This is a genomic window from Achromobacter arsenitoxydans SY8 (genome assembly GCF_000236785.1).
Lineage (GTDB): Bacteria > Pseudomonadota > Gammaproteobacteria > Burkholderiales > Burkholderiaceae_B > Achromobacter > Achromobacter arsenitoxydans.
Genome location: NZ_AGUF01000055.1, coordinates 1 through 13,211, shown reverse-complemented (window position 1 = coordinate 13,211; position 13,211 = coordinate 1). Strand labels below are relative to the sequence as shown.

The 13,211-nt window shown below is 67.8% G+C and carries 10 protein-coding genes; 7 read left to right on the top strand and 3 right to left on the bottom strand.

Annotation, left to right across the window (positions count from 1 at the left end; all coding sequences use genetic code 11):
* Positions 1–3: 3 nt before the first annotated feature.
* Positions 4–417: a g-type lysozyme inhibitor gene (locus KYC_RS15655; RefSeq protein ID WP_202946590.1), complete on the bottom strand. Its 414-nt coding sequence runs from the start codon at positions 415–417 to the stop codon at positions 4–6.
* 68 nt (positions 418–485) lie between these two features.
* Positions 486–1,397, bottom strand: a complete 912-nt coding sequence (locus KYC_RS15650) for a LysR family transcriptional regulator (RefSeq protein ID WP_008164002.1) — start codon at positions 1,395–1,397, stop codon at positions 486–488.
* Between the two features lie 146 nt (positions 1,398–1,543).
* Between KYC_RS15650 and KYC_RS15645 the strand changes: the two genes are divergently transcribed.
* Entirely contained in the window at positions 1,544–2,743 is a 1,200-nt protein-coding gene (locus KYC_RS15645; RefSeq protein WP_008164000.1) for an MFS transporter, read from the top strand.
* A 54-nt stretch (positions 2,744–2,797) separates the two neighbouring features.
* On the opposite strand, the gene KYC_RS15640 is transcribed toward KYC_RS15645, so the two are convergent.
* A complete protein-coding gene (locus KYC_RS15640; RefSeq protein ID WP_043518725.1) occupies positions 2,798–3,049 on the bottom strand; it encodes a hypothetical protein in 252 nt (83 codons plus the stop codon).
* A gap of 375 nt (positions 3,050–3,424) precedes the next feature.
* Here KYC_RS15640 and wecB point away from each other — a divergent pair, with 375 nt between their 5' ends.
* The 6 genes from wecB to KYC_RS15610 all read left to right on the top strand — a co-directional run.
* Complete coding sequence (wecB, locus tag KYC_RS15635; RefSeq protein ID WP_008163996.1) at positions 3,425–4,582, top strand: non-hydrolyzing UDP-N-acetylglucosamine 2-epimerase; 1,158 nt, start codon at positions 3,425–3,427, stop codon at positions 4,580–4,582.
* A 35-nt stretch (positions 4,583–4,617) separates the two neighbouring features.
* The gene (locus tag KYC_RS15630) at positions 4,618–6,831 is read left to right on the top strand and encodes a cellulose biosynthesis cyclic di-GMP-binding regulatory protein BcsB (RefSeq protein ID WP_050814890.1); all 2,214 of its coding nucleotides are present in this window, start codon (positions 4,618–4,620) and stop codon (positions 6,829–6,831) included.
* An 18-nt stretch (positions 6,832–6,849) separates the two neighbouring features.
* On the top strand, positions 6,850–8,547 hold the full coding sequence (locus KYC_RS15625) for a glycosyl transferase family protein (protein ID WP_008163994.1): 1,698 nt from the start codon (positions 6,850–6,852) through the stop codon (positions 8,545–8,547).
* Positions 8,544–11,276 (top strand): NfrA family protein, encoded by a 2,733-nt coding sequence (locus KYC_RS15620; RefSeq protein ID WP_008163993.1) that lies wholly within the window; start codon positions 8,544–8,546, stop codon positions 11,274–11,276. The genes KYC_RS15625 and KYC_RS15620 overlap by 4 nt, the downstream gene beginning before the upstream one ends.
* 35 nt (positions 11,277–11,311) lie before the next feature.
* Positions 11,312–12,316 (top strand): alginate O-acetyltransferase AlgX-related protein, encoded by a 1,005-nt coding sequence (locus KYC_RS15615; RefSeq protein ID WP_008163992.1) that lies wholly within the window; start codon positions 11,312–11,314, stop codon positions 12,314–12,316.
* Positions 12,317–12,320: 4 nt separating this feature from the next.
* Positions 12,321–13,211, top strand: an 891-nt coding sequence (locus tag KYC_RS15610) for an alginate O-acetyltransferase AlgX-related protein (protein ID WP_043518722.1), incomplete at its 3' end; no start/stop codon positions are given.

The window sequence follows — 13,211 nt, the reverse complement described above, 5'->3', positions numbered from 1 at the left end:
GCCTCATTTGATCTCGAATGAAATCGTGTACGGCACTTTTTCGCCGCGCCTTGCGGACGCGCGCATTTGAAACACCTGCACGATGTATTTGCCGGTTTCGGGTAGCGCGCCGTTCCAGGCGGAACCTACGCTGCCGTTGGCCAATGCCGTACCGGAGCCAGGCGAGACGCCGGGCGGGAAGATATTGAAGTTGGCGTTGCTGCTACCGGTGATATTCACGGTCATTTGCTGGCCTTGCCTGGCGGAAAGCGTGTACTGCACGCTGTCATAGCCGGAGAAATTTCCCTTTAGCGTGGCGTTGCTGGCCCCTGCCTTGAACTGAACCGGGACGACGGTCACCTTGTCTGCGGCATGCGCCGGAATCGCGGCGCATGCGAACAACAACGCCATTACGACATATCGTCTTTTTTCTTCCATTGCGTGCTCCTGCCGAGCGGTGATCGAACTCGATTCGAGGGAATGCCCGGTTGAACAGCACGTTAGCCCTAACGCCTGCCCTGCGCCAGGAGTTTTCCTTCAAGAAACGCGTCGACCATGAAGTCGATGAAGACACGCAATTTAGGCGCTCGCTTCTTGCTGCACGGCCATAGCAGCCTGAACGTTCCTTCGTGCTCGATGTGGGCGTCCAGCAGGGACACCAATTCACCTCGCCCGATGGCCTGACGCACCATGAAATCGGGCAGGCACGCGATGCCCAGGCCAGCCAGGGCGACGTCCATCAGCGCGGCGGAGGTGTTGCACACCATCGAGGCCGGCAGCGGGTCTGCCGGCGCATTGTCGGGGCGGCGGATCGGCCAGGGTTCCAGCCTGCCGGTGCTGGGGAACTTGTGCTGCAGGCAGGCATGGTTACGCAGATCCGCCGGCGTTTCGGGCGTTCCGCGGCAGGCCAGATAGCCGGGTGAGGCAACGAGTTGCAGCCGATAGCTGCCGAGCGGGCGCGACATGAGGCGCGAGTCGATGGGGTCGCCCGTGCGCATCACGACATCGAAGCCTTCCTCGACCACGTCGACGAGCCGGTCCGTGAAATCCACGTCCAGTTCGATGGCTGGGTAGCGGCGCATGAAGGCGGTGAGCGCGGGCATGACCAGCATGCCTACCAGCGGCAGGCTGATGCGCAGCCGGCCTCGCGGCGCTTCGAGGGTTTCGGACAGTTCGAGTTCGGCCGCTTCCACCTCGCACAGGATGCGGCGGCAGCGTTCCAGGAACAGCGCGCCTTCGGCGGTGAGCGTGATGCTGCGCGTGCTGCGGTGAAAAAGGCGCACGCCCAGGCGCTCTTCCAGGCGGGACACGCCTTTGCCCACGGCCGACGAAGACACGCCAAGGCTGCGCCCGGCCTGCGAGAAGCTTCTGGTTTCCGCTGCCTGCACGAAGAACGCAATGCCGTTGAGCGATTCCATGACGTCCTTATTAAGGAAATTTTGTCCGATATCTTTGGAACATTAGCATTATTGTCTTGCATAGTAAGTCCGCTCACCATGGCTGTCCCCAATCTGTGCCGATTCCGCGCGACTGCGCTGTCCCCGGCACTCGACAAGGCAGACTCATGACAAGCACGACCACTACGGCGCCTGGCTTCGGCGTCCAAGCTCCTCCCCTTCCCCTCGCGGCGCTGCTGGCCCTGGCACTGGCGGGATTCGTGACGATCCTGACGGAAGCCCTGCCAGCCGGCCTGCTGCCGCAGATCAGCGCGGGCCTCGGTGTCTCGGAGGCGATGGCCGGGCAACTCGTCACGGTCTATGCCGCCGGATCGTTGGCGGCGGCGATTCCGCTGACGGCCGCAACACAGGGCATGCGGCGGCGCCCGCTGCTGCAGGCGGCCATTGCGGGGTTCGTTGTCGCGAACACGCTGACGGCGCTTTCCGGCAGCTATGCGCTGACCATGGCTGCGCGCTTTCTGGCGGGCGTGTCCGCTGGCCTGCTGTGGGCGCTGGTGGCGGGCTATGCCGCACGCATGGTGCCCCCGAGCCAGAAAGGCCGGGCGATCGCCATTGCGATGCTGGGCGCCCCGCTGGCCCTATCGCTCGGCGTCCCGGCGGGCACCTTCCTGGGCAACCTGATGGGATGGCGGATGGGCTTTGGCGTCATGAGTGGATTGGCGTTGGCGCTAATGGCCTGGGTGCGGATCAAGGTGCCCGATTTTGCCGGGCAGGCCACGGGCAAGCGCCTGCCGCTGCGGCGCGTGTTCACCATGGCCGGCGTGCGGCCGGTGCTGTTTGCGGTGCTGGCCTTCGTGCTGGCGCACAACATCCTGTACACCTACATTGCGCCTTTCCTGGCGGCGGCGGGCCTGGCCGAGCGGACGGACCTGGCGCTGCTGCTGTTCGGCGCCGCGTCGCTGCTAGGCATCTGGATCATCGGCGTGCTGGTCGATCGCCGATTGCGCACACTGACGCTGGCCTGCACGGCCCTGTTCGGCCTGGCCGCGCTGGCGCTGGCTGCGGCGAGTGACATGCCGGCCGTGGCGTATGCGGCGATCGCCGCGTGGGGCCTGGCCTTCGGCGGCGCGCCCACGCTGTTCCAGACTGCCCTGGCCAAGACGGCCGGAGACGCGGCCGACGTCGCGCAGTCGATGCTGGTGACGTCATGGAACGTGGCGATCGCGGGCGGCGGCATCGTCGGCGGCATTCTGCTGGACTGGCAGGGCGTGGCCGCGTTCCCGCCCGCGCTGCTGGCGCTGCTGGCGGCGACCCTGGCGGTGGTGTGGGCCGACCGGCATCATGGCTTTGCCGCATCGCGCGATTGAAGCCCGGCGCGTGTTGGCCGAGGCGCCGGCCGCGCAGACTGCGCTGTCAGGCGCTCAGTTGCTGTTGATCCAGTCCTGCGTGCCCTGGATGAACCATGGAAGGTTCAGCCTCTCCCCTTCTCCCGACTGGATGGTCAGGCGCTGGCCCGGCGCGTTCGAATCGCGGCCGGCGTCCGGCGACACGGCGGAAGGCCGGGTCCGATAGCCCATGTCGGTTTGCCGAGGGGGCGTGTCCGCGCAAGCGGCGATCGTCGCGCCCGCGGCGCCGACGAGCAGCAGCCGCAGCGCTGTGCGTAGGGTCATCATGGTGTCCAGGTTCCTGCTGGCGGCGCGGGCCGAAGCGCCGGTCAATCTAGGCCTCAACCGTTACCTTACTCGCATTGCGGCCTTCGGGAGGGGCCGCGCCCCAGATCCGCGGTGCCGCTTGGCCGGGACCGGCGACCGCTCAACTGAAATAGTTTGTTTCACGACTTTCGGCGTGGCCGTCACGTGATGCAGCTGATTCGGCCCCATATTTTCTGCCGAACCGCAGACGCTATTGCGCTTTGGCGGCGAAAGCATCGTACTCGCCATGCGCCAGCCAGCCGGAATGGCTCGACATAGACGGACACATATTACGAATGCTCTCAATACATAATAAACGCAAGAAAATGCCACCAACTATGGGGGTCCTATCTGGCCATGAAAGTCCTTTCCATATTCGGGACGCGCCCCGAAGCCATCAAGATGGCGCCCTTGGTCGCCGCGCTGCAAAACGAGCCGCAAATCAACAGTGTGGTCTGCGTGACCGGGCAGCATCGCGAAATGCTGGACCAGGTGCTTGCGCTATTCGACCTGCAGGCGCAGCATGACCTGGACATCATGGTGCCCAACCAGACGCTCAACGGCCTGTACGCCCGCCTGATCAGCCGCGTGGATGGCGTGCTGGAAGCCGAGCAGCCGGATTGCGTTCTGGTGCATGGAGATACAAGCACCGCCTCCGCCTGCGCGCTGGCGTCGTTTCACCGGCGCGTGCGCATCGGGCACGTGGAAGCCGGCCTGCGCACCGGCAATCTGGCGATGCCCTTCCCCGAGGAAATGAACCGGCGCGTGGTCGACGCCGTGGGCGACATGCTGTTCGCGCCCACCGCTGAATCACGCGACAACCTGCTGCGCGAGAACCTGGCGGGCCGCATCACCGTGACCGGCAATACGGTGATTGACGCGCTGGCCATGACCAGCGCCAAGCTCGCCCCCGGCGGGCCGCTTGCCCTCAAGCTGCAGGGCCGCTACGACTGGCTCGACCCGAACCGCAGGCTGCTGCTGGTGACGGGCCACCGGCGTGAGAGCTTTGGCGACGGCTTCCGGAACATCTGCGCAGCGCTGGCCGAACTGGCGCGGCGGCCCGACCTGCAGATCGTCTACCCGGTACACCTGAACCCGCAGGTGCGCGGCGTGGTCATGAGCGAGCTGTCCGGCCTGGCCAATGTGCACCTGATTGATCCTCTGGACTACCTGGATTTCGTCTGGTTCATGCAGCGTTCCCACTTGATTCTGACCGACTCCGGCGGCGTCCAGGAAGAAGCGCCCTATCTGGGCAAGCCGGTGCTGGTGATGCGCGACGTGACCGAGCGGCCGGAAGCGGTGCGCGCCGGCACGGTCGCGCTGGTGGGCACAGACGCCGGGCGCATCGTCTCGGAAGTCAGCCGCCTTCTCGACGACCCCCAGCTTCACGACTCATTCTCGCGGCGGATCAATCCCTACGGAGACGGCAAGGCCAGCCAGCGCATCGTCGATGCGCTGTGCGGCCGCGCCGTGTCGGAATTCGATCCTTATTCGGCCGCCCCCTCCCCTGTCTGACACCTGCCGCGATGCCCTCTTTGCACGGAGCTTTCATGCCTCTCTCCCTTCATGCAACCGATGTCCGCACGTTGTGCCGCGCCCTGATTGCGGCCGGGCTGCTTGCGCCCCTGGGAGCGCTTGCCAGCCCCGCCGGCGACGCATTGCGCCAGCTGCAGAGCGACGCCATGGTGTCGCGCACGACCACGCTCGAGGACCTGGGCATCACCGAACCGGTGGTGCTGAGCAACAGCGATGCGCGCCAGGAGTTTTACCTGCCGGTGCCGCGCGGCGTGCCGGTCTCCGACGCCCGGCTGGATTTCGATGCCCGCTACACCAAGGGCGAACCGGGACGCACGAGCATGGTGCTGTGGCTCGATGGCGTGCCGCAGGTCGCGCAGCGGGTCGCCGACGGCGAGGGCTCCGCCAGCCGCGAGCTGAACGTGGAACGCCGCAACCGCGAATCGGGCTTCCTGCGCGTGGGCGTGGACTGGCAATCCGAGATTGCGCTGCGCCACTGCGAAAGCAACCGCGCAACCGCCAACGCGCTGACGATTTCTCCGCAGACCAGGCTGAGCTACCGCTACGACGCCTCGGCCATCGGCAGCCTGGACGACGCGTGGGGCACGCTGCCGGGCCGGCCCGTGCTTATGGTCGCCAGCCGCAAACTGGACCAGCAGGCGTTCGATAGCGCCTGGCGCATGGGCGTGGCGCTCGAGCGCAGCGGCAAGCGCGTCGCCGTCAGGGCCTTCCCGTCGGTGGGCGATGAGGTCGACGCGCGCGGCCTGCGGATCCCCGCCGGGCTGGAGCAGGTTCCCGCATTCGCCGGGCTGGCCGGCAAGGAAAGGCACAAGCTGGCCAATCCGGCCGAGATCGGCGCCCTGCTGGTGATGGGCGCGCCGGCCGTGGCGGGCGACGTGGTCATTTCCGACGACGCGCTGCGCGCCAGGTACGCAGAAGCCCTGGACGCCCTGCAAGCCCAGCTCGCGTCGGATACGGACGCCGCGGCCGCGTTCAAGGCATGGCGCCAGCAGCGCATGCCGCTCGCCGGCGCGGCGCTCCAATCCAAGGAAATCCGCCTGCTGCCCGTGGGCCGGCAGGCCGTCATCGCAGTGGCGTCCGACGCGGGCGCGCAAGGCGCAGGCGCATTCGACACGGCGTGGCGCCGCCTGCTGGTGACCCGCCAGGTGCAAGTGCAGACCGCCACCCCGCCGCAAACGATCCAGGACGGCGGCCTGCGGCTGACGACCCTGGGCGGATCGTCAACAAGCTTCGATGTGGTGGCGCGCGGCGACTGGAACACCAGCTTTCCGCTGGCGGCCGTGTCCGCCGACGGCAGCATGCCGGACGAACTGGTCATGGACCTGGCCGCCGCGCCTGGCGCGTCCTCGACGCGCCCCGTCGCGTCGGTCTTCTGGAACGGAATCCTGCTGGCCGCACGGCAGATGGACGCCAACGGCAAGCCGGAGCGCCTCACGGCCCGCGTGCCGGGCTACGCGCTGGGCGTGACCAACGCCGTGCGCGTGACCTTCCAGCGTCAGCCGGTGTCCGTCGACTGCAATGAGATTCCGCAGGGATTCCCCGTCAATGTGCTGCCGACCAGCTACGTGAAGCCGGGCAAGGCGCAGCCGGACGGCACCTTCGTGGGTCTCCTGCCGCTGATGGCTGGATCACCGCAGGTGCTGATTCCAGACACCTACCTGGCCGATGCGCCCGACAACATCAAGCGCGTGATCGGCATCGCCTCGGCCAGCGGCGTCTCGGCCACGCGCGCGGAACTGTCGGTTTCCCCGGCCGGGCAGGCGGTCAAGCCGGCGCGCCCGTTCCTGGCGATGGAACTGGCGCTGGAAGGCGCCCAGCCCACAGTCCGGGTCACGGACCGCAAGCAATTGCAGGTGGCAGGCCGGAATGCGACCTGGCTGGACATCTCCGGCCTGGACCGCCTGAGCACGGCGGAGGTCGTCAGCGCCGGCGGCCAGGCCGGAGTGCTGTGGCACACGCTGGGCCAACAGCCCGGCATGACGGACGCGCCCTTCGTACTCAACCGCGGCAACGTCGCGATCATCGGCGCGGCCGGCCCGCTGGCCTGGATCGACAGCGGCAACCCGGACGCCAGCCATCCCCCCGGCGCGGGCGAAAGCGCCTTCTTCGAGTGGCGCCGCTACATTTCCTGGAGCGTGCCGGCCATCAGCATCAGCCTGCTGGTGCTGCTGCTGATCCTGATCCTCGCCCTTCGCGTCAGCCGCAGGAAAAACAAGGATCCCAAGTAACCCGGAGGCCCCGGCGCCATGTCCTCGCTTTACTGGCCCTACCTCATCGCGGACTATTACCGCGGCCTGGAGGTCGTGACCGCCGTCGTGGGCGTGATCATCCTGCTATCCAGCCTGGATGATCTGTTCATCGACGGCTGGTACTGGCTGCGCGAACTGCGGCGGTCGCTGACCGTCAAGCGGCGCTACGCGCCCCTGACCGCCGAGCAGTTGCGCGCGAAGGAAGAACAGCCGCTGGCGATCATGGTGCCGGCCTGGCTGGAGTACGACGTGATCGCGTCGATGCTCGAAACCATGGTGTCGACGCTCGAATACAAGAACTACATGATCTTCGCCGGCACTTACCAGAACGACGAGCGAACGATCAAGGAAGTGGAGCGGATGCGGCGGCGCTACCGCCAGCTGGTGCGCGTGGAGGTGCCGCACGACGGCCCTACCTGCAAGGCGGATTGCCTGAACTGGATCGTGCAGGCGATTTTCGCGCAGGATGCGAAGCAGCCCGTGCCCTTCGCGGGCGTGATCCTGCATGACAGCGAAGACGTGCTGCACCCGCTGGAGCTCAAGTACTACAACTACCTGCTGCCGCGCATTGATTTCATCCAGCTGCCCGTGACTTCGCTGGAGCGGCACTGGTACGAACTGGTCGCGGGCACTTACATGGATGAGTTCGCCGAGTGGCACACCAAGGACCTGGTGGTGCGCGAAAGCCTGTCCAAGATGGTGCCGTCCGCCGGCGTGGGCACTTGCTTTTCGCGCCATGCCCTGGTGGAGCTGGCGGCGGAAACGAACAACCAGCCGTTCAACACGGACACGCTCACAGAGGACTACGACATCGGCGCGCGGCTGGCCCAGCGCGGCATGCGCCAGATCTTCGGCAAGTTCCGCGTGGAATACGTGACGCGCCGGCAATCGTGGTTCGGGATGGGCAAAGAGAAAGTCTCGACCATCCGCATGCCGCTGGGCGTGCGCGAGTACTTCCCCAACACCTTCCGCACCGCCTACCGCCAGAAGGCGCGCTGGACGCTGGGCATCGGGCTGCAGGGCTGGCAGCAGGTGGGGTGGACGGGATCGCTGGCCACCAAGTATCTGCTGTTCCGCGACCGCAAGGGCCTGGTGACGTCGTTCATCGCCATCCTGGCCTATATCCTGCTGGCCAATTTCTTCCTGTTCTATCTGGCCGACATGTTCGGCTGGTGGACCGTCTATTACCCCTCGTATTTCCGGCCGGGCGGCTGGCTGGTGACGCTGATGTGGGCGAACGCGGTCGCGCTGCTGCTGCGGGTCGTGCAGCGCGCGTATTTCGTCGGCCGGATGTATGGCTGGGAACACGCCCTGCTTTCGATCCCCCGGATGATCGTGGGCAACTTTATCAACGCCATGGCGGCGGCCCGCGCGTGGCGGCTGTTCATCGGCCATCTGATCACCGGCAAGCGCCTGGCCTGGGACAAGACCATGCACGACTTTCCGTCCACGGACCAGCTGGCGCAGCAGCGCCAGCGCCTGGGCGAGCTGCTGCTGTCCTGGCAGGCGATCGACCAGGCCTCGCTGGAGCGGGCCCTGGAAATCCAGGCTCGCGAGAAAAAGCCGCTGGGCCAGATCCTGACCGAGCAGGGCTGGCTGGACGAGGGCACGCTGAAAGAAGCCATCCATTTCCAACAGGCCGGGCAGGCCGATGCGCCCCCGCCCGCTACCGAGAACAAACCCGCCACCCCATGAAGTCCTTTCCACGATCGCTCGTTCTGTCCGCGGCGCTGGCGTGCGCCTGGGCCGCCACGCCCGTCTGCGCCCAGGCGCCGGCGCGCGCGGCCGAAGCGCCCCTGGAAGGCGCGGCCTACCAGTTCGCCGCCGAGGGCTTCAAAAACTACGACGCCGGCAACTACGCGCTCGCGCAGCAGCAGGCGGAGTCCGCGATCGTGCTGCGCCCGGATGTGGAACGCCTGCGCCTGCTGCTGATCTACGCGCTGCAAAAGCAAGGAAAAATCCAGGAGGCCGACAAGGCGGCGGCCGACGCCATTGCGAGCGGACTGGACACGCCGGGCCTGCGACAGGCGCGCGCCAACCTGCGCCCCGCGCAGGCGCAGCCGGCCGCACGCGCCCGCGCGCCGGCGACGTCCAGCGCCTACCAGCGCGGCTTCCCGATAGCCACCCGGGCCTATGCCGACTACAACCGCGCGGACTACCCCGCTGCCGAGCGCGGCGCGGAGCGCGCGTTCCGGATTGATCCCAAACAGGGCGCCTGGGCCATGCTGTGGCTGGACGCCCTGGAAGCGCAAAACAAGTACGCCGAAGCGGAGGCGGCCGCCGCCAAGGCGCTGGCCCTGGGGGCGCCCAACAAGGACGACCTGGCCGCGCGTCAGCAGACGCTAAAGCGCCGGATGGCGGTCAAACCCGCCGAAGAGGGCTACCAGGCCCTGATCGCCAACCGGCCGGGCGACGCGGTGCCGCTGGCGCGGCAGGCCGTCGCGCTGGCGCCCGAAAGCGCCAGCCACCGCCTGTTGCTCATTACCGCGCTCATGCTGGACAACCAGCTTGCCGCTGCCGAAGAGGCGGCCACGGACGCGATGCGTCAGGACGACGAGAACACCGTTGCGCTGCTGATGCGCGGCTATCTGCGCCAGCGCCAGGGCAAGACGGATCTGGCCGACGCCGACTTCGACGCGGCGCTCAAACAGGACTGGCTGGACGACGAGCAGCGCCGCAACGTGCGGCTGATCGCCGCCGACGCGGCGCTGGCCGCGGGCGAGAACGCGCGCGCGCTGGCGCTGGTGGAGCCGCTGGGCGGCAAGGACGAAGCCGCTTCGCAGCGCGTCAAGCGCGCGCGGTCCCGCCCTGCCGTTCCCGCCACGCTGACGCTGGCAAACTATCCCGCGCCGGTGCAGGACTGCCGCGACACGCCTTACGGCACGTCGTGCGAATTGCTGCCGTCCGACGCCGCGGGCAGCGGCGGTCCCGCGGGGTTGGCCTATGCCGCCTATGCGCGCGAGGACTACCAGGAAGCCATCACCCAGGCCCGCAAGGCGGTCGAGCAGGACCCCGCCAACAAGGAATACCAGCGGCTGCTGACCACCACGCTGGCGGCCGGAAACCCGGCTCAACTGGCCGAGGCCAATACGCGCATGAGCGAGGCCCTGGCCGCCCAGCCCGACGATCCCAACCTGCTGATGCAGCGCGGCTACCTGCATCAGCGCATGCGCGAGCCGAAGCTGGCGCTGCAGGACTTTCAGGCCGCCCGCGCCACGGGCAAGGCGCCGCCCACGGTGATCCTGGACGAGGGCTACGCCCTGGCCGGCGCGGGCGACAAGCGGGGTTCGGTCGAGCGCCTGAAAGAGGCCATCGACGAGAACGATGCGGGCAGGCTGGAATTGACACCGCAGCAGCGGTTCGACACGCGCAACGCGATCGGCGGCCTGTCGCGCGAATGGGGCGGCTATTTCTCCGCCGGCTACCGCGGCGCGCGGCCGGCTTCGTCGGGCCTGGGCGGCGCGGCCGTCACGGTGCCCGGCGACGCCGTGTTCAGCACGGCCGAAATCTTCTGGCGGCCGTCTGATTTCCTGAATTCGTCCACCCGCACCTTCGAACTGTACGCTCGCCTGTCCAACACGCTGTACGACAAGGGCGGCAAAACCACGAGCCAGACCGTGTCCGACCCCTGCGGCGGCTCCATTGATATCAACGAGTCGTCCAACCAGGGCATTTCCGGCATCCCCACGACCGTGGGATCCCTGGGCATGCGCTTCACGCCGTCCACCGAAGTGGGCCTGACCTTCGGCCTGGAGCGCCAGTTCAATCTGGGGACCGCCACCCGCCGGGGCACGTTCAGCCCCGACCCCGCCGCCCTGCGCTGCGCGCTCAACCGCGACAACCAGACCGCGCACTACAAGACGGACGCCGGCAGCGGCGGCTGGCTGGCGTACGTCACCTACGGCCTGTATGAGGGTACGACGCTGCGCATCGACCGGCCGGACTGGTTCACGATGGAAGGCTATCTGCAGGCGGGCTATTCCTGGCAGGACATGCCCGCCAAGTTCTGGCTGCGCGACAACGCCACGGGCGTGGACGGCGAGAAGTCGTCCGGCCGGCTCAAGCGCGACCAGGCCTTCGGCGCCGGCGAACTGCGCGTGGGCCGCAGCTACCGCGTGGATGCGATCAGCGAACGCCTGGTGTTTTTCCCGTACGCCGTGATCGGCGCGGACTGGCTGTGGAACAAGAACTCGGTGACCGGCTTTGACATCGACGGATCCGATTCCTACCGGCTGCTGGGCAACGGCTCCTCGTGGTCGATGGGGGCCGGCCCCGGCTTCAACCTGCGCTACTGGTTCCGCGAAGACCATTACAACGCGCCCAGGTCCTATCTGGACCTGACGACGCAGTACCGTTTCAACATCGGCGGCGGGCAGGCCGACCGGGCCAAAGGCCTGTTCATCAACCTGACCTTGTCGTACTGACGACACGCCGGTCCGCCATCACAGGAGTACCTTGCATGCAATCCGCCAACAGCCTCCCGCAGCGCACCGTCCGCGGCCTGACCCGCGCCCTTCTGTCGGCCGCCGTGCTGGCCACGGCCAGCGCCACGGCGCACGCCCAGCAAGCCTCGTCCATCGTGATCCAGGGTAAGGACAACTGGCTCTTCCCCGGCTGGGGCAGCCTGACGCAGGTCGACACCCGCGGCATCGACGCCGCGACCCAGCTCATCCGCGAAACGCGCGACGCGCTGGCGGCCAAGGGCATCCAGCTGGAAGTGCTGGTCCTGCCGGACAAGACCCTTTTCTATCAGGACAAACTGCCGGAAGGCAAGGCGCTGAGCGCCGACGTGAAGAAGCGCTACCAGACCATCCAGGACAAGCTCAAGCAGGCCGGCATTTCCACCATCGACGACGAAGCGGTGCTGCAGCGGGTCAAGAGCGGCGGCCAGGAGGTCTTCTACCGCACCGACCAGCACTGGACCCAGGCCGCGGCGGACGCCACGGCCGAGGCGCTGGCGCAGCGCATCAAGCAGAACGTCAAGACGCTGGCGGGCAAGCCGGGCACCGGCATGCCGCTGGGCAGCGTGGTCAATGAACGCCGCTATGGCGACCTGGCCGAACTATTCCTGACGCCGGACCAGCGCAAGCAGGCCGGACGCGAGACCTTCACGGTGCGGCGCCAGGCCGACAACCAGAGCCTGCTGGACGACACGCCGGCGCCGGTGCACGTGACCGGCCACAGCATGGTGCAGCCCTACTTCGGCTTTCCGCAGAAGCTGTCGAACGCGCTGGACCGGCCGGTGTCCGTCAACTGGAAGCCGGGCAACGTGGGCCACTGGGTCATGCTGCTGGAATACCTGGAGTCGCCGGCGTTCAAGCAGAACAAACCGCAGGTGCTGGTCTGGCAGATGTTCGAACCCACCTACTCCCAAGGGCCGGAAGCCAGGGGCCTGTGGGACAACGCGTCCATCCTGAGCGCCGACGCATGGCGCGGACGCATGAAAGCGGCGATCGGGAAGTAGGCGCGTGGCTCCGTTGGACAATGCGGACGCGCCCGGTCACCGGCTGACCGCCTGGGTGGTCGCCATCCTGCTGGCGATCGGCCTGGGTTGGGGCGGCTGGCGCCTGGCCCAGGCGCCGATCAGCGCGGAACAGGTCGCGCCGCCCGCCTGGCTGGACGGATCGGCGGGCGCCGTGCTGAACAAGGCGTTGACGCTGCCGCGCCAGGCCGACATCGACACCTGGAACGCCTCGCTGCGCTACCGGGTGCTGGGCGATCTGGGCGACCAGGTCGCCATGGGCTGCCCGCAGTGGCTGTTCTATCGCGACGGGCTGCGGCCGCCGCCGGGCGTACACGTCTTCGACGAACGACTGCGACTGATGCGGCATTGGGTGCGAGAGCTGCGGCAGAAGCAGGTCCAGGTGCTGGTGGTCGCGGTGCCCGACAAATCGCGCATCGAATCCGACCGGCTTTGCGGCCTGCCCGTTTCCTTGCCCATGCGCCAGACGCTCGATGCCTGGCAGCAGGCGCTGCGCGCAGACGGCGTGCCGTTCGTGGACCTGCGCGATGCGCTGCAGGCCGCGCCGGCGCCCCGGTTCTTCCGCACGGATGTGCACATGAACGCGCAGGGTGCGCAGGCCGCCGCCGCGCGCGTGGCCGAAGCCGCCCTGCCCCTGCTGCGCGGCCAGGGCGCCCAGGCCTTCAAGACCGATCCGCCTGCGCCGCCGCAACCGCGCATGGGCGACCTGATCGTGCTGGCGGGGCTGGAACACGCCCGGCCCGGCTGGCGCCCTGACCTGGAGGTGGTGTCGGAAGCGAAGATCGAGCCGGTGCGCAGCGGCGGCCTGCTGGACGAGCCGCCTCCGGTGGAAGTGCTGCTGGCCGGAACGTCGAACGGCCGCCGCAGCCAGTTCGCC